Origin of the sequence: Paenibacillus psychroresistens, from assembly GCF_009728935.1 — a bacterium.
Classification (GTDB): Bacteria; Bacillota; Bacilli; order Paenibacillales; family NBRC-103111; genus Paenibacillus_AC; species Paenibacillus_AC psychroresistens.
Genome location: NZ_CP034235.1, coordinates 7,153,709 through 7,177,212, shown reverse-complemented (window position 1 = coordinate 7,177,212; position 23,504 = coordinate 7,153,709). Strand labels below are relative to the sequence as shown.

The following is a 23,504-nucleotide window of genomic DNA, read 5'->3' as shown; positions in this document are numbered from 1 at the left end:
GGGAAGTTATTATCAGTCAATAGGACATCTGGTTGCCTATAACCAAGTGAAAGGAGCGCAAGTGAATGGGTATTTGGCAGGGACGGGCTACTTTTCATCTTAAGAAGAGCTTCAAAGGCAAGCTGATTTTGATCATGTCTGGGATCATTTTGCTATCGTTTACAGCGGCAGGATACTTTATTTATACAAGCAATCTGAAATTGTTCGAGGAGGAAATCAGCAAACAGTTTTCCAAAGCTAATGAACAGACCATCACCAAGCTGGAGCTAAAGATGGAAGAGGTTCATCGCATTTCTCAGTCAGTCGTATTCAATCCGCAAATTGAACGCATGATACAACACATTGACTCCAACAAGAATAGCGATTTATACAGTTTATATTTCGATAAAAAAAGCATCGAGGAACAAGTGTTTCAAGTTAAAATCGACGCACCCTATATTACTTCCATGTATATGTACGATATGTTAGGGAACCCCGCTTATTTGAGCTATACGACTCAGGCAATCAACGTTCTTGGACCTGAAATTTTCCACCTGATCGAACCCAAAATTTCTGACTCCTATGGCGATTCCATATGGATGCGAGTATCCCTTCCGAGCTCGATTGAACCAACTGGCAGCCGCGAGACAATCGTTGTAGCCAGGTGGATGAAGAACACGTTTCTGCAAACATACGGGATGTTAGTCATGACAGTGGATATGTCTTTTTTTTCTAATACATTATTGGAGCTGGTAGGAAGTAACCAGGGCTTGGTATATTTATATAATCCAACTCAAGATTTGCTGTACACGAATGATAAAGCTGGGTCAGATAGTCATACTAATTTGATCCACACTGACGAGCCATCACGAATTGAGGACAATTATTTGTTTGTCAGAAATGATTCAAGGGTCAGTGAATTTTTGCTTATCAGTGGCATCTCATTGGAGGAAATCAAGAAGAAAAACAGGGATATTTTCAGAATTGTTGTATTGGCGGGGCTCGTCACCTTATGTTTTACGAGTCTACTAATTATCATCGTCAGTACGCAGCTGCTCAGACCGTTGAAGGATATCCTGCAAGGTATTCGCAAGGTACGGGTAGGGGATTTTGAAACTAGGATTAAGGTGCGAACGCAGGATGAGCTTGGTTTTATAGCGGAAAGCTTCAATTCAATGACCGAGCAGGTCGGCCAACTAATTAAAGAAGTGTATTTAACAAAACTTAGTGAGCGCGATGCTGAGTTGAAAGCCATTCAAGCTCTGTTGAACCCGCATTTTCTGTACAATATTTTTAATGAGCTTTACTGGAAGCTGTATATGCAGAATGTGAAGGACTCAGCGCAAATCATCGCGGCAGTTTCAGATATGTTTAAGTATTCCCTGATGGCTTCTACCCGCAAAACGACGGTTCGTAAGGAAATCCAGCAGCTACGCAACTATTTGAGGATTCAAACGGAGCTGTTCGAAGCAGATTTGGAAATTATTATTCAAGCGGCAGATGAGGTGATGGACGCTTGTATCGAACGTACTCTTTTGCAGCCATTGGTGGAAAATGTATTCATTCATGCTTTTCGGGATAAAATCAATCATCAGGTGTTGATTGTCCGAGCTTATCAACAAAACGAGCAGCTGTTTATTGAAATAACTGATAACGGCAGCGGGATTGAAGCGCACACACTAAAATTACTGATGGAATCACACAATAACGCATCATCAACAGAAACCGCCTATGACCGGGAGCGTCAAAGTATGGGTGTACACAGTGTCAACAGGCGGATTGCGCTCTTATATGGAGAGCCATATCGAATGGAAATTGACAGTGTATTGAACAGTGGGACTACGATAAGATTAGTGCTCCCTTTACAGCATGAATTGGGGGATGAGTAACATGCAAGCAGGCAAAGTACTCGTCGTGGAGGATCAACCAAATTTCCGTCGCGGCATCAGGAAAATGATTGAAGATAACGGTCTTGGATGGATCGTTGTTGGTGAAGCAGGTAATGGCAGGGATGCCCTGGATCTATTGGAGAGTTGTCAGCCTGACCTTGTGTTAACCGATATTCGTATGCCTATTATGGATGGAATCGAGTTCGTAACTTGCTTGCGGAGCAAGTATCCAGAGATGCTGGTTATCATACTGACAGGCTACAAAAACTTTGAATACGCACAAGCAGCGGTCAGACATGGTGCTTTTGATCTGTTGGTGAAGCCGTGTACGGAGGAGATGGTTCATCTTGTGTTGTCCAAAGCATCCAAACATTTCTACGAGCAAAGTTTACATAGAGAGCGCGATCAGGCCAGACAACAAGTGGAAGAGGATCAGGCTATCCGCTCCGGCATTATGCAGCTGCCCTATTCTGAAGAAGTGGGGAAACGCCTGACTAATATCTTGGCCCTATCTGATCTTTGGCTGCTGCAGGTTTCTACGTATTTCCCAGCGGAGAAAAGCTATTACAAATCGAACATTCAACTGCTCCAGTTTGCGCTATCAAACATTGTGGAAGAGTTGCTTGCCCGCTATTCGATTAGAGGACGCTTTTTGCTTATTGAGTACGACCGGTTCCTGCTTCTGACGGATGGAAAGGAGCTGCCAGAGCTGCTGCAAAACGATATCGTAGAGGAATGCTTCAACTACTTGAAGATTTCAGTGACTCTGGCTGTTTTGGGACATTCTGCTACACCGCAACAATTATCCCTTCAATATGAGCAAGCCGTACAAGTCCTTGGCGGCAAACATCACGAAGGGTCACTTGAGCAGTCCATTGCCATGAGGCAGCAGAGCAGTATGCTGTCAATTAACCAGTCACGGGTGAAGCATGTGGAGTCTCTACTTATGGCTGTCATTCTTTCGGGAACACCGGAGAAAGTCAAGGGAATCATGGAGCAGATTATTAGCGATTTAATCGACAAGTCGATCGAGGAGAGCAGGATAGAGGCCATGTCGATCAGTATCGCGCTTCGTGAAGTGGTGCAAAAGCATTTGACCTTGGATGACGGGAGTCAATCGACCGTATCTATCCCTCTTGATAAGCTGTATGAAATTCATCTTGGAGAAGAGATAGAAGCATGGACGCAGGGTGAGGTGGACCGCTTTTTGTCACACTTCAACCAATGGCAGGCAAGTCGAAACGATAACCTGATCGAGAAAGCCACCCGTTATATTTCGGAGCATTATATGGAAGAATGCCGTATGACCGACGCCGCCACGCACATTTATCTCAACCCTAGTTACTTCAGTGTGCTGTTTAAGAAAGAAACCGGAGAAAGCTTCACCAACTATTTAACGAAAGTACGGATGGAGAAAGCGGCTTTATTACTGAAAAATACGGATATGAAAATATTCGAGGTGGCAGCGGCTATCGGCTTTGATGAACCGAATTATTTTACGAATGTATTTCGTCAGTTTTATCGAATGTCGCCCAAGGAATTCAGAAAACAATAAAGTGCCGAACAGTTAGAAACCAATGAGGTTATAGGTTTACCTATAATTATTCAAGGTTTCTTTGTTGTTCTATCTCTATAATTACCTATATAAGAGTGCTAGAAGGAGTGAAGCAATATGAAATTGGAACCGGATTCACAAATACGCCGCGATGCATCCGGCGCAGCATGGTCGACCCGAGCTTTCAGGAAAAGGCTGAAGCGAAACGTTCCATTGTATATCATGCTTCTACCTGTTCTTGCCTTTTACATCATTTTTAAGTACATTCCGATGGGCGGGCTGATCATTGCTTTCAAAAGCTACAATTTCTATGACGGCATTCTTCACAGCCCTTGGGTAGGCTTCAAGAATTTCCAGATGCTGTTCTCCAACGCTCAGACGCTTTCCATCATATGGAACACGTTCTGGCTGAGCCTGCTGAATCTCGTCGTCGGCTTCCCAATCCCTATCGTACTAGCTATCCTGCTGAATGAAGTGCGGACTACATGGTTTAAGAGATGGGTGCAGACGATTCTGTATTTGCCGCATTTCTTCTCCTGGGTCATTGTGTCTGGCATTGTCCTAACCTTGTTTGCAGCGGACTATGGCTCGGTGAACAAAGTGCTGATGCTGGTTTCAGTAGAACCGAAGTCATTCCTTTACGATCCACTGTCATGGACGCTCATCTTTCTTGGTTCAGGTGTGTGGAAGGAAATGGGCTTCAGCACAATCATTTACTTGGCGGCCTTAACGACGATTGATCCTGCACAATTTGAATCCGCCTCGATGGATGGGGCGAGCAAAGGTCGTCAAATCTGGCATATTACCATTCCTGGTATCCGCAATACGATCATTCTGTTGCTTATCCTGGCAATGGGGCGTGTTATGGAAGTAGGCTTCGACCACGTGTATAATCTGCAAAATGCCGCTGTTTCCGGGGTTTCAGAGGTCATCTCCACGTATATTTACAAAATTGGACTTCAACAGGCGCAGTTCAGCTTAACGACAGCAATGGGACTGTTTGAATCAGTTATTAGCTTCACATTGGTTCTTCTGGCCAATTGGCTGGCGCGCAAGTATGATTATGCATTATTTTAGGAGGGGTTTCAAATTAAGCCGTCGAAAGGGGATAAGCTGTTTTACACCATTAATTACGTGGTGCTTGGAGTATTAGCGTTAACTTGCGTGCTTCCTTTTCTTCATATTATTTCAGTGTCTTTAAGTGAGCGTTCATCCGTGGAATCGGGACATGTGTTTTTTTGGCCAGTCGGCTTCCAGCTGACTGCTTACGAATTCTTTTTTACCGCGACCCCGGCTATTAAATCCTTTATTAATTCTGTTGAAATTACAATATTTGGTGTCGTTATTTCCATGCTAGGCACTACCTTGGCAGCGTACCCGCTATCCCGCAAATATTTAATGGGCAGACGTTTTCTAACTTTGGCAATGGTGTTCACGATGCTGTTTGCCGGTGGCTTGATTCCGACCTACTTGATAGTCAAAAGCTTATCGTTAATCGATACCTATTGGGCTTTGTGGTTAACCGGCTTCATCAGCACATACAATATGCTCCTGATGCGCAGTTACTTCGAGAATATTCCACAAGAAATCGAGGAGGCAGCAGGTATCGATGGGTGCTCGGAATGGTCGCTGCTCGGACGGATTATTTTACCGCTATCCATGCCCATGTTGGCAACAATTGGGTTGTTCTATGGGGTTGGTTATTGGAATGCCTTCATGAGTGTACTTATGTATATTAACACAACAAGCATGCAGAATTTAACTGTTGTCGTCCAAGCCATGATGAGTAGTAACGATTTATTGACCAGTGCAACGACAGATGTGGTACAGCAGCAAATGATGGTAACAGAAATGATTAAGTCTGTAGCAATTACTGTAATGGTGATTCCTATGTTGGTGGTGTATCCGTTCTTGCAGAAATATTTTGTCAAAGGCGTTATGTTAGGATCGATCAAAGGCTAAGTCTTCTAAATTGGAAAAAAGAGAGGGATGAATGTATGAAATCAAACTCGAAAGTATGGATGGGCGTTACTTTAACAGCAATTTTAGTAGGTACAGTGGCCATTGCCGGCTGTTCCAGCAAATCGAAGGAGCCAGCAAGCAGCGCTACCGGGACTGAGGTTGCAGTCAAGAAGGGCAACATTACCTCATCGATGTACGACCGCGGTGGCGTTGCCGCTTCAGAGGGCTCTTATGAGGACAATCGGTGGACCAAGTGGATGAATCAAAACGGCCCGGCCAATGTGAAATTCGTCCCGGTATTGCGCGCCGAATCCACCAAGAAATTCAACGTGTTATTCGCATCCGGCTCTGCACCTGACATCATCAATGAATATGATACGAACTTCCGCAACTCTCTCTATGATCAAAAGCAGCTGCTCCCAATTGACGATTTGCTTAAAGATATGCCTGAATATCAAAAGCTGTTAAATGAAAACCCGCAGCTGAAGAATGCCGGTACAAAGCCGGATGGCAAGCTGTATGAAATAGGTAAAATGAACGAGGCGTATCCGCTGCAAAGCATCTTTATCCGCGCTGACTGGCTGAAGAAGCTGAAGTTGGAAGCACCCAAGACGACGGAAGACATGCTGAAGGTCGCTAAGGCGTTTACGGAGCTAGACCCTGATGGCAATGGGAATAAGGATACCTACGGATTGAATATGAGCTGGAACTCAGAACTTTTAGTGAAGGGATTTTTTGGTGATATGGACTGGGCAGTGAAGGACGGCAAAGTAATTCGTGCTTGGGATAACAAAGCCGCTTCCCTGGCGTTCAGAAAGAGCTTGTTCGATGCTGGTGTCCTTGATAAAGACTACATCAATGATAAGACTGGAGCAAAGGCTAAACAAGATTTCTTGAACGGTAAGGTCGGCATGTACATGCACCCGAATGTCAATTGGTTTGATTTTTTGGTGAATGACCTGGCTACTTTGAAGAAAAATGCACCTGAAGCGGAAGTGACACCTATCGCATTCCCGAAATCTAGCTTAGGCGAGTTTACGGCAGAGGTACAAAATCCGGTGCAGATGACAACGGTCATTAATGCCAAAACGAAAGATCCAGTGGCGGCAGCCAAGTTTATCGATTTCATGTTGAAACCGGACAATGCAAGCAAATTGATCTCTGGCGACGAAGGCACTCATTACACAAAAGGCCCGAACGGCTGTCCACAAGTCAGCGACGCTGCCAAATTGAAAAGCGAAGTGAGTTATGCGGGCGATTATGCAATGTTCATGACGAGAATTACCAACAAATGTAACTACGTACAAAATCAATTCAATCAGGATCTTCCTGACCAAAAATCGGCATTAGATTTGTTCAAGCTGGCGCAAACGGTGTACCTGGATCCGAGCAAGCAGTATCCAAGAATCGCGGTAGGTGAGCACATGCCGCCGTTCAGCAACGATTTGAATGTGATCAAAACGAACGTGGACAAGGAGATTCTTGACCTGGAAGTGAGGACAATCGTAGGTGGGGATAAATATTCGACCGAACAAGGGATGAAGGATATGAAGTCTGCTTGGGATAAAGCCGGCGGCAAGCAGCTGGAGGACTTTATGAACAGCTGGTACACGGACAATAAAGAAAAAGCGTTTCTGGCGAAGGATGTTTGGGATATCGTGAACAAGCAGAAGGATGAAGTTAACAAGTAAATCACGAACGAATACAGGTGAGGATCCTGTAGACTCCTTCGATTCATATAAGCCGTTGTTTAATCATCGGCTTATACTATTAACGGGTAACTTGTACCATTGTTACCCGTTAATAGTATATATGAAATTAAGTAAATAAAGGAATTGGAAAAGCGCTTAATCTGATTGGAGGACTACTGCTACTGTTTAATACAAAATAAATTTGCGAAAGGAAGATAATATTATGAATGAAAATGGTATTAATGTAAAAACGGGGGTCAGAAAATATACAGCAATAATCTTAATGGTTTCAATGTTTCTTAGTGTAATTGGTGTGGGGGTAGTAGGAGTAAGCCAACACGCATACGCGGCCACAACTACAGCAAGTGTTGCTGTAAACGCTAATGTTACGGGTAACAAAGTCTCGCAGCAGTTGATAGGTGGATTCACGGAAGACCTTCATAATGCAGTTGACGGGGGTCTTTATGCAGAGAAGGTTTTTAACCGCTCATTTGAATTTAATTCCGGTGACGGAGGGATATATAATCATCCTTTAGCAGGATGGACTAAGGTTTATCGTGATGGCGGAGCAGGAACAATTACAGTGGAAAACGCCAGCCCTCTCAACCTTGTAAATACGCATTATGTGCATTTAAATGTTACTGCAACAGGAAATGGAGTCGGATTATCCAATGCAGGGTGGTATGGAGTCAGTGTGAAATCCGGAACTACCTATAATTATTCGCTTTATGCAAAAAGAGGAGCAAATTTTAACTCATCCATAACGATAGGAATCGCTAATCAATCCGGATTAGATTATGGAACCGCTACCATTAATGCTATAACGACGGATTGGGTTAAATATACAGGTACCATTACGGCCAATACCACGGATGCAAATGCAAAATGGGTCGTATTGGCTAAAGGAACAGGCGATGTATATCTGGACTTTATATCGGTATTTCCTAGTGTAACCTATAATAACCGTCCAAATGGAGTTAGATTAGACATGGGAACTGCGCTTGAGGAAATGCATCTTGGTTTTATGCGCTTTCCAGGTGGGTGCATCATACATGATTCTCATTACCGATATAATTGGAAGGATCAAGTAGGTCCTATTGAAGGGCGTAAGGAGTATAACAACTCACATTGGAATATGTATGAGACGACAGACCATATATCAAATGGTATGGGCATGTTTGAGTGGCTGCAGTTAAGTGAAGATATGGGAATGGTTGCCGTACCCGTCCTTCCAGTTGGTGCCACCCACATCTCCGGTGCTCTAGACCCTAATAGTCCGGAAATGGCTCAGCTTACACAAGACACGCTGGATTTTGTAGAGTTTGCCAACGGCAGCGCCACTTCAACATGGGGGGCAAAACGTGCCGCTATGGGACATCCAGCACCTTTTAATATCGAGTACCTCGGTCTAGGAAATGAGGAGTATGACAGCACGAATGCAAGAGCAGATATTACGAAAATATATAATGCTGTTCACACTGCGTATCCTGCACTCAAACTGATTGTAACCGCAGGAGACTCTCATTCGCTTTACAACTTTAGCGCTGATTTAGGTGCGTACGGAGTGGATGCCCACTATTATTTTGGCCGAGGTAGTCTTGGATGGATCGAGTTCATTAATAGATATGACCGCTCTAAACCACAGGTAATGATAGGAGAATATGGCTCCATTGCAAGGGATGGAAAATTAATAGATGCTCTTGATGCAGCTATAAATAAAGCCGTATTCGAGAAAAATGGGGATATTCTAAACATGTCCGCCTTTACACTGTTAAGAAAAGTAATCGATTTTGATAATGCGAATGTGTTTAAAACGAATTATTACCACACAGAGAAGATGTGGGCAGATAATTTGGCAGATAATAATGTTAGCTTTAGACAATCAGGAGATTCAAAGCTTGTCGTTGTAGCGGGCAAAGATACAGAAACTGGTGATTTAATTCTAAAGCTTATTAATAATAGCGCCAATGTTATCAATAGTACTGTTGCAATCAATGGCATGACCAATATTTCCCCTACAGCAAATGTGACTTACTTAAAACCAATAATTGCAGGAAATAAGGATGCCAGAGATAGTTGGTACCTAAACGGTATTGACTATGGGCTGAGTACAGACTTAAATGAAGTTAATCAAGGAACAACCACTACAAGTGTAAGTGGTAATCAAATCAATTATTCATCTGAAGCTTATTCCATCGCAATTATTAGAGTTCATGGGACTATTTCTTCTGACGGCGATGCAATTTATGAAACAGAAAACTTTAACGATGGGGCTGGTATAACTGCAGGTCGTACATTAGCATCTATATCCGAGCTCGCTGGCCCAAGTAATGACCACTGGAGTAGTGCTGAATTACAAGGTGTAAATGAATATGTTCAATATAATAACGTTAACATTGCCACTGCGGGTACCTATACTATTAAGATTGGCGTCAAAAAAGGCACTAACCGAGGCATTTCCAAATTAGCAATTGATGGGATCAACAAAGGTTCACTTATTGATGCGTATGACTCTACACTGGTCTATCGAGAGGTTGATCTAGGTACAACGACTTTAAGTGCTGGCATGCATAGCTTTAGGTTTACAGTAACGGGTAAGAATTCAGCTTCTACGGGTTATGGGACAGCTGTCGACTATTTCAAGCTTGATAAAGTTAGTGCTCAATATGTCGATGATGAATTTAACAGCACGACCACAGGCAATCCGCCTTCGGGGTGGGTGTTAGACACAAGTGTAGGTACAGTATCTGTACAGAATATTCCGGATTCTTCGGATAAGAGTGTTTTGATAAGTAAATCTAACACTACCCTAGGAAATAAGACGTCCATGTATAAGACGTTTGGTCCCGTAAGTGGTACTGTTTCAGTAGAAGCAAGAGTTAGAAGAGATTCTACCCAAAATTGGTGGTGTATGCCTTATATCTCTAGCAGTAATGGAACTGGGGCAGAAACGCTTGCATTTGATAATGGCAATATTAAGGTAAACATTAATGGAACATGGCAAACTGTACAAGCATTTACAGCAGGTACGTGGTATGATCTGAAATTAGTCATAAATACGGATACAGATAAGCTTGACTTGTATATAAATGGTGTTCAGAAGCTTAGTCAGGTTGCACTTAGATTCGCTGTAACAGATATAAGCAAAATAGAATTCTATGCAGCAGATGCTAACACAGGTAGTACAAATGTAGATAATGTAAAGATTTATAAGTAGTATAGGTTATTCAAATCTCTGTCTCTAATATATTTGATTTGATGGCTATGATTGGAAATCTGGTGACAATAGATTTGCTTGAAGCAAATCGACAGAGCGTATATACTAATATTAACGGAAGCACCGCCAAACGTATTATTACGTGTTGGTTGGTGCCTTTTTTTGTTCTTTTATAAAGAGCAGCGGCTTAACAAACTAGGGTTATTTTGCTATACTAGGAGAAGGGTTGCGATAGAAATGACAAGAAGTTTAAAGCCTAAGAATGATTTAATATTTCAATTATTATTTGGTAACGAAAAGGGTAAAGAAAGTCTGATATCACTGCTAAATGCAGTACTCCGTTTAGTGGGAGATGCTCGAATAGTTGATTTGTCAGTGAAAGCTAATATCGGGTTGAACAAAGAATGGATAAAAGACAAAACGGGTAGACTGGATGTTCGTGCTGAATCGAAAGACAATCAACAATTCAATATCGAAATGCAGTTGACTGATAATAAGAATATGAAAAGAAGGACCTTGTTTTATTTGAGCAAATTATATGTAGGCTCAATAAAATCAGGTGGTAAATACGAGGATCTGAAACGGACTGTGACGATTAATATTGTGGATTTTAACTTATTCGACATTTCACGATTTCATACTACCTTTCATTTCTATGAGGATCATGAAGAATCATTAATGCTGACAGATGCTATGGAAGTTCACTTTATTGAGCATTATAAGTTTCTTAAGGCTGATTATGATCTTAATGATCCATTGCATCGGTGGTTGCTTTTTTTAGATGAAAAATTATCTGATTCTATTCTAAGGGAGTTGATAGATATGGATCCAGTAATAAAGAAAACGGAAGAACGGCTCGAATGGCTTTGTAGCGATGAAGAAACACAGCGACTTTATGAAGCTCGTGAACATTCTATTATTGAACGCAACAGTTTAATTTCAGATGGGGAAGTCAAGGGAAAGATTGAAGGAAAGATTGAAGGAAAGATTGAAGTGGTATTAAAAATGCTTATTAAAGGGTTAGAACCTTCGTTAATTAATGAACTCACAGGGTTTTCAATTGAAGAGATTAAACGTCTGAAGATTACTCAGGAATGATAGGGGGAAGCGCCGTCAAACGTATTATTACGTATTGGCTGGTGCTTTTTTTGTTTTTTATAAAAAACATAAATAATCACAAAATTAATTTTAATAAATACATTTTATTAAGCAAAATTTAGAGTGTTATTATTATTTACATGAAAAATCTCAACCAGGGAGGATAGGTAAAATAGCACAAACAGAATTCGCCGAAGATAGCGGGTTCTGTTGCGTAATAATCATTTAACACGCACGGATCCGGACAGCGGCTTGTGGCATGCAATCAGTAATGCACATTTCTACACCACCACAGCTGTTAATCGTCCAGTGCACCGTACACCATGTTCCCTCAACTTCATAGTGCACGCCGTCTGCCATATTGACCACGATGCTGAAGGCTTGTTCGGCTTCACTGGCATAGCGAAATTCCGCCTGATACGCCGTATAGCTTTCGTTAAAGGATTGCTGTAGCATCCAAACATTAAAACCAGTGGAAACTTTGCCAAGCTGGTAATAAGCAGCAAACCAATTGATGACCGGAGCCGACAAACCGCCGAATTGATGCCATCCTGCGCCTCGACCTGTTTGCACGATAAAGTGCTCATAACAGTTGTAGGTGGCTTCGGTCTCACGCTTCCATAAGTCTAAAGCCGTATTCGCGATGCGGAAAGCAAGATCGGAGTAACCTAAATCGAGCATGGTTTTCCAGAAAAACCATTGATGCGGCATCCAAACCGCACCATTCCAATAGCCATCCGCCTGATAATAAGGCGCGCTTTGGTCAACGGTGGACAGGCCGATTGGCGTCCATAATCGTTTTTCATCGAAGAGAGCGGCAACAAGGCGATCAGCACGTGATTTGGTACAAATGCCAGCTACTAGCGGGTAAAGCCCATCCATCCCCATGTTGTAATTGGTCCCGGAGCTGTGCCGTAGAAGGCCTTCTGGCTCACCTTGCTCGCTATGCACTACATAGCCGTAATAACCGGCTTCTTCATCCCACGCATGCTTCTCCAAAGCATGACTCCATCGTTCTATATCTTGCTCGTATTCCCTTATGTCTTCCTGCCAATTCTCCGACATTGCGGCAGCCATTTTCAGAATTTTAGCAATACGAATGGCCTGGCTCGTTGTCACAATAGGGGCAACTGTTGCTTCCAGCGTTTGCGCATGCACATATTTTTGCGGCGGATAGTCGTCCCACCCCCCGGAATTATAGAAGTAATCCCATGTCTTAAGTAGCCCGGAGCGCAGTATGCCAGTAGTAGAACCGTTAATTTTCCCGGCTAGGAACAAGTAATATTGACGTAATCGCGGATAAAAATGATTCAAGAAGGCGAGAGACTGCCCTTGGTTCCACAGCTCAAGAAACACATAATGCTGCACAGGCACCGGGCTGCCATGATGAATAAAGGCAGTCTGGCGGTCACCAGGTTCTGTCATATACGCGTTCAAGCAATCTATTGAGCGCGCTGCATCCAAATCGGAGAACCCGAGTGCGATAAACCCTGAATCCCATGTATATAGGGAATCCCACCAGCGCCCTGGCGTATTGTGGCGAATATAACTGCGTTTGGTGTAGACAGGGAAGACTGTATTGGTTAGCAGCGTAGCTCTCATTAGCTGCTGGCTAAACGCATAGGTGCCACCGGCAGCATAGGAGGGAGGCGGAATTAACTTCGCACTTTCAGCTTTATAAATGTCTTCACATTTGTCGTAGTCTAGCGAAACCGCTGTTAGGGATGCAAGCACTTCTTCGTACGTCCCAGAGCAGACCATGCCATGAAGGATCTTCGATGAAGCGGGTACGACATGAATGGGACGCATGAACACATTAGTAAAGTGCCCCTTACCATTACCCTGCAAGACGGCATCAACGTGATTATGCACCGTATGACGGGCATACCGATCCAGTTCGTCGTTTTTATATTGTCGTATCTCTACATCGGGGTAGTTCCACAAAAGACCGTAATGATACGGGCAATCTATATATCGGAGGATTAGGCTGCCAGGAACAGGCCCTTCCAGTAATTCAGGCTCGATATGCCAGGGCCGGTCAACAAAGACAACCTCCTCGCAAGCGTTGTGCTCGAGTAGGGTAAAGCCGTCCAGCACCAAGGGGCCGGAGCCGCAAGCAGATAAGATGAGCGTGAAGTCTCCTGCTGCAAGCGTCCCGATCGGTAGACGGGCAACCCTCAGGGAGTTGGAAGCCTCTACATCGAATCGGTATGTCTGATGTCCAATTTGCAGCTCCAGCTCCCCGCTTTTCTCCGTTTGGTAGCGTAGCAAAAACACGCCGTTTTTCAAAGGCTCTGCGAGGTTTATCTCATAACGCAGCAAGTCCTCTAGGTCGGCACCGAAGTTGCATCCTATTGCGGCCCCCCCGGTAAAATGCTGGCCTCGAATTTCACCCCTAAGAAAACCGTCATAGACCAAGCCGTCCGACGGTCGTGGGTATGCGAAATTTAATTCGCTATAATCTAGCGCATCAACCCAAACAGCGCCCTCGGGCAGCTGCGCATCCGCACATATCTGTACGTCACCGTGCCCGAGAAGGCGAGGCGGCTGAAGCGAAGCCATCCAGTGCAGTACCAAGTTTTGCGGATGCTCGGATTGGTTCACGAAGGATACTCGAATCAGTCGGCACTGATCGTCGATACGGCTAAAGGAAATGTCGGTATAGACTCGATCTTTCCATTCAAGCTCATGGCGGTGGGAGAAGAAGCTGAAATCCGCCGTTGCCTCCCATGGGTGATAGCCAGATTCCCACAGCACGCTGGGAATATCCATTTTTCTCCTGTAGAAGCCAGGCATTAAACTAAGATCAAAACGCAAGCCTCGCGCTTGATCGCTGATATGGGAGATACCCATGTATTGTTTGGTATAAGGTCCCCAAGCAGGTAGTCTAAGATCATGGTCATCAGGGAGTGTCTCGATCTCATGCATTGTATAGTGCTCCTTCGAAATGTAGGTTCTTCTCTTTATTTTAAATGAGTACATACAAAAATGCCTCTTGATATAAGCTACAATTATCTTGAAAACGGACATTCATGATATGATGGAAATAACAATTAATTGCAGGAGGATCCCCATGCCAGTGAATCTGACAGCTTACGATAAAGAACATGTGGATTATGCAGATCCAAATTTTCGGATTAAAATATGGACCCTACATCATCCTAAGCAAACATCCGATCAATATGGGCCTTGGCACTATCATGAAGAGGTGGAGTTGATCGCTGTGCTGCAAGGTACCCTGACGATGGAAACAACACATCTCAGCTATAATCTTCAAGCTGGTAATGTGGTGATGTTAGGCTCCAATGAACTGCACAGATCCCATAAAAATGGGGATGACGATCTGCTGTATATCGTCTGCCATGTTGATATGGCAGCTTTTATGGATCCATCATTGCTTCCGTATCTCGCCGCATTTACCGGCCGCTCGGCTAATTTAACGCAACTCAATGAAACGCTGCGTAAATATCCGACAAGCATACAAGTCATTCACCAGCTTATCCAACAGATGCTGCTCGATATGACGATACAACAGCGGGGCTACGAGCTTTCTATAAATGCTAGCTTGAAACAGCTCATGTACACGTTAATTCAGATTGATGATGCTCGCATCATCAAACCGATGGATCCACAGCTAGCGAAGAAATTGCGTCCTGCACTTGTCTATATTGAACAAAATTTGGAAATTTATTTCCAAATAGCGGATATAAGCAATAAGCTGAACTATAATAGCAGCTATTTTGCCAAGCTGTTCAAAAAAGGAATGGGTATGACGTTTACTTCCTATGTCCAGATGCGCCGAATGAAACGAGCAGAGCAGCTCTTGCTAACAGAAGCATGGTCTGTAACTGAAATTAGCGGTAAAGTAGGGTTTACCAGTCCGGCCCAGTTTTATCAATTATTCAAAAGGCATTTCGGCTGCTCGCCGAGGCAGTTTGTTGAGAAACAGACCCTCCCTAAACTTTAAAGAGCCTCATCCGAACATCATCAGGCACAATGCAAAGCTACGAAGCTATTTCCTAACCCTAAAAGAAGTATGTATTTACGGGCAGATTAAAGTAGTATCAATCTCTAATTATAAAATTTTTTGCGCAGAAAAAAGCCTACTTTGTGTGAGGGTAATATGGTAAAATAAGTCTTATTTTAGAAGGAGCTTGCTTAATGACTCAAGAATTTATTGGATATAATGGTTCTGTGATAGTAGACACTGTAAAAGTTGCTTTAAAATTTAAGAAATCTAGCGGAAAAGCTGATAAAGAGATCTATTTACAAAGCATATCATCCATTGAGCTCAAAAAACCAACTCTTCTAAATAGAGGCGGATATATAAAGATCTTATTTCAAGGCAGCCAAGATAATAATAATATGAAAAGATTTAGAGATATTCTTTCTAATGAAAATGCTGTCTTTTTCATAGGTAAAAGCCAATATGAGGCAATGATACAGGCTAAGCAATTAATAGATAAATATATATCTGAGTATCATCAACAGGGAAGTCGTAATATAGCCGAAATTTCTTATGAAGAGTATGAAAAAAAAGCTGAGGTTAAACAAATGCAATTTTTCCCCAAAAAAGTGGAATGTGCAGGTTGTGGTTCAAGTAGCACATTAGAGCCGATGGAAACTAAATTTTGTTCCTACTGTGGCGCTAGACTAGTGTATCCTTCATAAACAGTTTTTAAAAAGACAAAGATTTAATGGATTATGCCTTATAGAAATTTTCAAAGGACTAGAATGTAATTGCGATGAGCTTCAGACTATAAGAGGGCGCTAAACTAACGAGTATTTTAGCTCAACAAATCAAGGAGCAGTTTGCCGCGGCAACTGCTCCTTCTGTCGTATGACTTGTTCAGTGCATTCTTGTTTTATTATCATGCCAAATAACCCTCCATCATTGATTACATGGAAGGTTTTTCTTCATTTAGCATGATATGCTCCAAACAGATGAACCAATTTTTCGGCTGTGACAATATATGGATGAATGGCCATTCGGGAAGGAGAAGCTACTTGGATATTGATGAGTTTATCGAGCTCGTAAAGCTGCACGTGATACCTATGTAAAGATTCCTGGCTTTGGACAGCAACGGATTAATGCTGCATTAGCCTTGGGTGGTCCGGATTTGACAATGAAAACGGTAGGGGATCTACTGAATATTCGCATCCAATACTATGTTTATATGGGCTTTAAAGGATTTATTGGTGTTGTTGATGCACTCAGTGGCGTGACCATAGATGTAGAGAAGGAGATGAATTGGGTAGATTCAGAGGATGATCATGTTTATGATATTCACCTTAAAAAGGGTATGCAGAAGTTGGACGGCAACACAGCTCTGCAATATGTTCGCTTTCGCAATGATGCTATGTCAGATTTCACTCGTTCCGAGAGACAGCGCAAATTTTTGACAGCTATCTCGGAGCAATTACAGAGTGCCAACGGCATAATTAAATTGCCTAAGATTCTTAGTGCCGTCGATCCATATATTGAAACCAATATTAACTTTTCCGATATGCTTAAGCTTGCAAACCTGGGCTATGATGCAAAAGCATCCGGTTTTGTAGGCATCCAAGTTCCACCGTCTCATTTATTAGTTGAGCGAACTATTAACGGTGCTAAAGTGCTTACGACCGATCCAAAGCTATTGCAATCCTATATTCAAGATAAATTTGTGGAATCCTTAACTGGAGTGATGCAGCCCTTGACCCATATGCAGTCAACAGCGACTCAAAGACCAACAACAAAGCCAACGACAAGACCAACGACAAGACCAACACGTACTCCAACTTCATCTGGTGTGCCCATTATTCCAACGGAGTCCGATCCTGTTGCTTCAGTTGATCCAGTTCATTCTGTTTCACCAACCGAGACGCCAATACCATCAACAGGTGGAAGTATATCACCATCACCATTTTCAACCGAAACACCTAAAGCAACTGCTACTCCTAACCCAGTTATTCAATCGAATGGCTGATGTCACTGGAATACGCTGTTAGAAGATAAAAGTATTAGACTGAATAGTAAAGTGCTAGACTAGATAATAAAGTGTAGGGCTCGAACTCATGCCTCGTTCGGCACGGGAAATACGTAATATACCGCAAAGCCGGAGATCGGGGGGACATTATGGTTAAGAAGATAATTGTTTATCTTGCATTATGTAGTTTTGTTTTTCTGATTGGTTGTAGTAAAGGGCCACCCGAGCAGATTTACGATAACCATTTTGAGTACCTTGAGTCATTTGGCTGGCATATTGAGGACAAAATTAGCGAAAGAACTCAGGAGACAAAGAAGCCTATATTAGATGCACAAATAGTAGGTATTGATTTGAAGCCGTATAAAGAAATTGAAATTACAACCTATATGCTAAAAGAACTACAAAAAACAGGAAAGAAAATATACGCCTCCATTTATGAATATAATGGGCATATAATTGGAGGAAACGGACAATTAGAGGAATGGTTGCCTGGAGTTTTTTCTTTGAAGGATAAAGAAAGGTTAATCAACGAAGGAACAATAAATAAATAGCTTGTTCTCCTTCAGAATTATTATTTACAATCTATTTAACTTGATTGATAATTAAGAAATTATAAAAAAGGAGGAGTTCTTATGTCATATAGTCATTATGGTGAAATTGGTGACTTATGGAAGCATATACCATTATGTTCCTTTTTATCAGTAGAGTATGTAACAAAGTATATTGAATCAAATGCCGCTTTTCCATTATATCGATTAAACCATACAGCAGAAAGAAATTATGGTATTTTTACACTTCTTGCTAAAAGTGATTTGATCGAGTTCAAAGAATTAAAGGACACTCCTTACCTTAATACATTAATACCTATTCAGGAAAGCATTCATAAATTAACTCATTATTTAGGTTCATCAGGCTTAGCAATGAAACTATTGGGAACAGATGTCTCCTATGTTTTTTGCGATATTGAAAGCAAAGCATTAGAAGAAACTAAGAAATATGCTGATCTTCATAACACTTTGTCAGTCGAAACAATACAAGGTGATTCTATTGATAATTTATGGGATTTTATTGAAAAAGAAAATCAAAGTACCTTTTTACATATTGATCCCTATAGGATATTTGATCTAAACGAAAGTGGGAGATCTTATTTTGATATCTTTGTTAAATCAATGACTCATGGAGTAAAAACGATGTTGTGGTATGGTTATGAGACAAAACTAGAGCAAAAAGAAATATATGAAAAAATGGTTCAAGTATTTGAACAAAACAAAGTTAATTTACAAGAACATCGATTAAATGGTATTGAAATAGAAATAGAGTCAATTGGAGAAGCAATTACGACAGTTAACCCTGGTGTTCCAGGATGCGGGGTACTTATCGCCAATTTGTCAATCGAATCGATTGTTGCTTTGCAACAAACCAGTGATATTTTAGTTAGTGCTTACAAAAATGTGAATTATCTAAGTTCGTCAGGAAGCTTAAACAAACGTGTTACATTTAAAAATTAGTAGTGTTGCATCAATTTAATCATTGTCATTTTTTGTTAAACTAATGGGTTACTATAACGTAGGAGCTTGCTATGCAGCAGCTCCTCTTTTCTATTGAAGTAACTGGCAGGATAAAATGAGTTAAACGATATTTTACCTAGTAGCTAGCCTTCATGTTTGTTACATTGTTAAGAGTGCGTTCAACAAAGGGGGGTTATTATGAACAACGGCTTTCGAATCGATACCGAAATAAATCGGCTTCATACGCTGAAGCAAACGAAACAAGCGGCGCTTAACGCCTTACAGGAATATGATGCAGAATGGAATTCCATCCACTTCATACAAGTATCTGAGCATGTCACCTTCCGCATAGAGAGCGGCGAGGGAGAGAAGTTCTTGCTCCGCATTCACCCGGAGAGCAAATCGCAGGAGGAGACACTCTCCGAACTGGAATGGTTGGTTGCTCTTAGGCGAAAGGGTCTTGTCGTGCCCGAAGCTGTACTGAACCGGGAAGGAGTTTTCGTCACGGATACTGCGACAAGCGGTGGGCATCGATATTATGCGACCTTGCTGAAATGGGTCGAAGGTGAGCGCTTGGATAAGAAGGCACTTACGGAGATGAGCATCCGAAAAATGGGGACACTGTTAGCGAACCTTCACGAGGCAAGTGCCGATTTTTGCCCGAATATCGGCTTCATGCGCCCTTCTTGGGGAAGTGTAAGCTTTCAACGTGATTGGGAACATTTACAACGGTTTCACTGTCATTTCATTTCAGATGAAGCCTTTGAGTTGTACACCATGGCCGTAGCTAAAGTGGCAAATCATCTCGACACGTTCGAACCCAATGAAGCGAATTATGGGATAATCCATGCAGACTTACACAATGGCAACATCGTTTTTCGCGACGATGAACCGTATGCGATCGATTTCGGCAGGTGTGGTTTCGGCTATCATCTCTACGACATGGCTCAGTCGATAATGGGGTTACTCCCTCTTCAGAGAGCGCTTTTTATAGGTGGGTATGAGCAGGTTAGAAAAATGGAGGACGATGCCATCCCAATATTGGAGTCCTTTTTCAGACATGATTGGAGAGCCGTTTATGTTCCAACCACTTGATGAGGTTATCTTAAGCTAACGATTCAAACAAGTGATATAGCAATTGATAAAAAAAGTCAAAAGGATGGTGTAGTTTTGAGTTTATTTCCTGTTGCATACTCACTCTTGTCTAAGCAAGCATTATTATCGCATATTAAAGACAATTATGATGTTCATGAACCCCTTACTTTAAAATACTTCCTTAGAGGCATGAACGATACATATATTTTAGAGACTGGGTCATGTAAATATATGTTTAGAGTTTATCGTGCAGATAGACGGAATAAATCGGAGATTGCTTTTGAGTTAGATTTATTGAATTATCTGAATCAGAATGATGTATGCGTATCAATACCGATTACAAAAATAGATGGCACTCTCATAAATGAGTTTTTTGTCACTGAGGGTGTGAAGTATGGGGTTATGTTTAGTTATGCTGAAGGTAATGAAAGGCCTATTCGTACCGTAGAGGATAGTTTTTTGTTTGGAAAATCCGTTGCACTAATTCATAAAGTTACAGATAATTTTAGTAGTAAACACGTAAGAGGTAATCTTAACTTCGACCATCTAATTGAGAACCCGCTTAACATTATTAAATTACATATGGATCATCGTCAAGAGGATTTTAATTGTATTTATGAGATTATCATAAAATTAAAAGAACAGTTAGTGATGAAGATTGAAGAAGGCTTAGATTGGGGCGTTTGTCATGGTGACTTGCATGGTAATACAAATGTAGCATTTACTGACAATGGAAAATTGACACATTATGATTTCGATATTTCCGGTTATGGGTGGAGATCTTATGATATTGCAGAGTTTAGATTAGCTAGAGAAATTCACAGCCGTCATAACAAGGACGAAGTTGAAAGGCTCTGGGAAGCTTTTCTAAACGGGTACAGGGAGGTAAGAGATCTTAGTGAAAATGATGTTCAGGTAGTTTCTATATTCGTTGCACTTAGACAACTGTGGCTCTTCGGCTTATGTTTTAGTGAATCAGAGCTAATCGGGGGAGCTGACTTTGGTGATAGATTTATTGACAGCAAGATGGAGTATTTCAGGAAATTAATTTATTAAATCCCGCAAAGAGAGATGATATATTGTGTACGCTGTCGAATTTTTCTTTGAAAATAATTTAGAGCAATATGTCAAGGGTATTTGGCAAGGCTTGAGTGATGAAAATGTCTCATCAAATATGTATGAAATTTCTAAAATGCGACCTCATATTATTGTAGCTGTTTACAATGATATCCTTGACTTAGAGTCATATTTTAAACGATTCAGTACATTCTTTAATAATATTCTAGAACTTGATTTAAAGTTTGATGTTCTGGCTTCCTTTCCCGATTCAGGAACATTATTTATAGGTCCTACTGTTACAGAAAGCTTAATTCAGTTGCATAAACAATATCATCAAGAATTTTGTGAATTATTGGAGTTCGCAAAAAATTTATCCCTCATAGAAGCAAAATTATAGAAGTGGGTTTAGTAAAACTTGAATTAGATCCTACTGGCAAGTGTTACAGTAGTCCAACCATTTTCTTGAAAGTATTAAAAGCAAGTGACTAAGTTATTTATGCCATACTATCATTTCTAACAGCATTTTGGTTACAATAACAGTTTCAAAATCGGAGGAACTTGCTATGCTGCAGTTCCTTTTTTTTATTGAGCCGATGGAGAAGGAGAACTCAGTAATCTACACGGTGAGGTTGCTCTGGAGCAAACGGCTGCTTAATTGAGCTATCGGGCAGTTGAAGAATAAAATTAAACTATAATTAATATTTCCCAATGTAAAAATTTGAGATTATGATATGCTTCAAACAAGAATGTGATGAAATAATAACTTAAAATTTATCTTCAATGTTCAAAATTAGAAAGAAGGGCTAAACGTGGAACATATCTTTGACTTAAAAAAACTAAATAGCGAAGAAGCAACGATATTTGAAATACAGGATGCCATGGACAAGGGGGAAGTTACCTCAAGAGAACTTGTTATGTATTTCATGTATCGGATTGCAACCTATGATCAAAGTGGAACCAAGTTAAACTCTATTATGGAAATGAATCCAGATGCGATCTTTATCGCAGAGGCACTAGACCTTGAAAGAAAATTATCTGGTGTTAGGAGTCCCATGCATGGGATTCCAGTTCTACTGAAAGGAAATATTGAAACAAAAGATAAAATGCGTACCAGTGCGGGGGCATTGGCTTTGGAAAACCATGTAAGCGCGAAGGATGCTTTTCTTGTCCAGAAGCTTAGAGAAGCAGGTGCTGTTATTCTCGGAAAAACCAATCTGACTGAATGGGCCAATGCCATGTCTTCCTCCATGTGGGCTGGATACAGTTCTGTAGGTGGACAAACCAAAAATCCATATGGGGATTTTTTACCGGGTGGGTCCAGTACTGGTTCTGCAGTAGCCGTAGCTGCAAATTTTACAACTGTCGCAGTTGGCACGGAAACATCTGCCTCAATTTTAAGCCCTTCTTTTCAGAACGCAATCGTTGGGATCAAGCCAACAGTTGGGTTAATCAGCCGTTTCGGGATCATTCCATGGACGTATTCCCAAGATACCGCTGGACCCATGGCTAGGACTGTGACGGATGCAGCAATCTTACTTGGTGCGATGACAGGGAAGGACGATGGCGATCCCGCTACCTGGAGGAATGAACATTCTTCGATAAACTATACAGCATTTTTGGATAAAGATGGTCTAAAACAAGCAACCATAGGTATCTTCAGGAATATTCTGCCGGAACGATATCATGACATGAGTGAGTTTGATGAGGGATTATTTAATGATGCGGTAGGTAAGCTTAAAGATTCTGGTGCCATTGTTGTGGAAGATATCGAAATCCCTTCATTCTATCAAGACTGGAAATCTAACAAAATGAGCTTTGAATTTAAGCATGCTATTGAAAATTATCTGCAAAGCTTGCCATCTCATGCACCTGTCCATACTTTGAATGAATTGGTTGAATGGAACGATAAGCATGCGGAAAAAGCTTTGAAATATGGTCAAGATTCATTTCAACATCGGCTATCCTTCGAAAACACGTTGAAAAATCCGGAATATATATTAAAAACGATCACTGATTTATATTTTGCACAAAAAATGGGGATTGATTTTGCTATAGAAAAATATGGATTAGATGCCATCCTCTTTCCTGCATATGCCGGAGCCGATATTTGTGCAAGAGCGGGTTATCCATCCATCGCAGTACCTGCCGGATTTCAGGAAAATGGCAGAGCATTTGGAATTACATTTGCTGGTACAGCATTTAGTGAACCGATACTAATCCGTATAGCATTTGCGTTCGAACAAAAAACAAAACATAGAAAAATGCCGAATTTAAAGAATTAAAAGAATTAAAAGAAATAAAGCTTTCAACTAGCCGGGAACGATAACAGAGGAGCTTGCTATGCTACAGCTCCTCTTTCTATTGAAGTAACGGGCAGTAATCTTTAGTTAAGTAAGAACTTCACCTACTATTTTGTGTATAGATATTTTATACTTATTTGAACATTTATTCTGCAATAGATGAACGGTTTGAATGAATTTCC

General features: G+C 41.4%; 17 protein-coding genes. 16 read left to right on the top strand and 1 reads right to left on the bottom strand.

Features of this window, described 5'->3' with window-relative positions; translation table 11 throughout:
* The first annotated feature begins 65 nt into the window (after positions 1-65).
* The 7 genes from EHS13_RS32295 to EHS13_RS32265 all read left to right on the top strand — a co-directional run bounded on the left by EHS13_RS32295 (position 66) and on the right by EHS13_RS32265 (position 11,391).
* Positions 66-1,868: a sensor histidine kinase gene (locus EHS13_RS32295; RefSeq protein ID WP_155704310.1), complete on the top strand. Its 1,803-nt coding sequence runs from the start codon at positions 66-68 to the stop codon at positions 1,866-1,868.
* Positions 1,849-3,423, top strand: a complete 1,575-nt coding sequence (locus tag EHS13_RS32290; protein WP_155704309.1) for a response regulator — start codon at positions 1,849-1,851, stop codon at positions 3,421-3,423. The genes EHS13_RS32295 and EHS13_RS32290 overlap by 20 nt, the downstream gene beginning before the upstream one ends.
* 222 nt (positions 3,424-3,645) lie before the next feature.
* Entirely contained in the window at positions 3,646-4,500 is an 855-nt protein-coding gene (locus EHS13_RS32285; RefSeq protein ID WP_227014078.1) for an ABC transporter permease, read from the top strand.
* A 114-nt stretch (positions 4,501-4,614) separates the two neighbouring features.
* Positions 4,615-5,385 (top strand): carbohydrate ABC transporter permease, encoded by a 771-nt coding sequence (locus EHS13_RS32280; protein ID WP_319633402.1) that lies wholly within the window; start codon positions 4,615-4,617, stop codon positions 5,383-5,385.
* A gap of 35 nt (positions 5,386-5,420) precedes the next feature.
* The gene (locus EHS13_RS32275; RefSeq protein ID WP_155704306.1) at positions 5,421-7,076 is read left to right on the top strand and encodes an extracellular solute-binding protein; all 1,656 of its coding nucleotides are present in this window, start codon (positions 5,421-5,423) and stop codon (positions 7,074-7,076) included.
* 223 nt (positions 7,077-7,299) lie between these two features.
* Entirely contained in the window at positions 7,300-10,293 is a 2,994-nt protein-coding gene (locus tag EHS13_RS32270; RefSeq protein WP_155704305.1) for a carbohydrate binding domain-containing protein, read from the top strand.
* Between the two features lie 237 nt (positions 10,294-10,530).
* A complete protein-coding gene (locus EHS13_RS32265) occupies positions 10,531-11,391 on the top strand; it encodes an Rpn family recombination-promoting nuclease/putative transposase (protein WP_155704304.1) in 861 nt (286 codons plus the stop codon).
* A gap of 225 nt (positions 11,392-11,616) precedes the next feature.
* On the opposite strand, the gene EHS13_RS32260 is transcribed toward EHS13_RS32265, so the two are convergent.
* Positions 11,617-14,319 (bottom strand): MGH1-like glycoside hydrolase domain-containing protein, encoded by a 2,703-nt coding sequence (locus tag EHS13_RS32260; RefSeq protein ID WP_155704303.1) that lies wholly within the window; start codon positions 14,317-14,319, stop codon positions 11,617-11,619.
* 145 nt (positions 14,320-14,464) lie between these two features.
* Here EHS13_RS32260 and EHS13_RS32255 point away from each other — a divergent pair, with 145 nt between their 5' ends.
* The 9 genes from EHS13_RS32255 (at position 14,465) to EHS13_RS32215 (ending at position 23,304) form a co-directional block, all read left to right on the top strand.
* Positions 14,465-15,358, top strand: a complete 894-nt coding sequence (locus EHS13_RS32255) for a helix-turn-helix domain-containing protein (protein WP_162463358.1) — start codon at positions 14,465-14,467, stop codon at positions 15,356-15,358.
* A 194-nt stretch (positions 15,359-15,552) separates the two neighbouring features.
* The gene (locus tag EHS13_RS32250) at positions 15,553-16,062 is read left to right on the top strand and encodes a hypothetical protein (RefSeq protein ID WP_155704301.1); all 510 of its coding nucleotides are present in this window, start codon (positions 15,553-15,555) and stop codon (positions 16,060-16,062) included.
* Positions 16,063-16,454: 392 nt separating this feature from the next.
* Positions 16,455-17,360 (top strand): LCP family protein, encoded by a 906-nt coding sequence (locus EHS13_RS32245; protein WP_155704300.1) that lies wholly within the window; start codon positions 16,455-16,457, stop codon positions 17,358-17,360.
* Positions 17,361-17,509: 149 nt separating this feature from the next.
* Positions 17,510-17,911, top strand: a complete 402-nt coding sequence (locus EHS13_RS32240) for a DUF4830 domain-containing protein (RefSeq protein ID WP_155704299.1) — start codon at positions 17,510-17,512, stop codon at positions 17,909-17,911.
* Between the two features lie 81 nt (positions 17,912-17,992).
* On the top strand, positions 17,993-18,868 hold the full coding sequence (locus EHS13_RS32235; protein ID WP_155704298.1) for a 23S rRNA (adenine(2030)-N(6))-methyltransferase RlmJ: 876 nt from the start codon (positions 17,993-17,995) through the stop codon (positions 18,866-18,868).
* Between the two features lie 198 nt (positions 18,869-19,066).
* Positions 19,067-19,963, top strand: a complete 897-nt coding sequence (locus tag EHS13_RS32230) for a phosphotransferase enzyme family protein (protein WP_155704297.1) — start codon at positions 19,067-19,069, stop codon at positions 19,961-19,963.
* A 75-nt stretch (positions 19,964-20,038) separates the two neighbouring features.
* Positions 20,039-21,019 (top strand): phosphotransferase, encoded by a 981-nt coding sequence (locus EHS13_RS32225; protein ID WP_155704296.1) that lies wholly within the window; start codon positions 20,039-20,041, stop codon positions 21,017-21,019.
* A gap of 25 nt (positions 21,020-21,044) precedes the next feature.
* Positions 21,045-21,419 carry a hypothetical protein gene (locus EHS13_RS32220; RefSeq protein WP_155704295.1) on the top strand — a complete coding sequence of 125 codons (375 nt, stop codon included), beginning with the start codon at positions 21,045-21,047 and terminating at the stop codon, positions 21,417-21,419.
* Positions 21,420-21,831: 412 nt separating this feature from the next.
* The gene (locus EHS13_RS32215) at positions 21,832-23,304 is read left to right on the top strand and encodes an amidase family protein (protein WP_155704294.1); all 1,473 of its coding nucleotides are present in this window, start codon (positions 21,832-21,834) and stop codon (positions 23,302-23,304) included.
* Positions 23,305-23,504 lie beyond the last annotated feature (200 nt).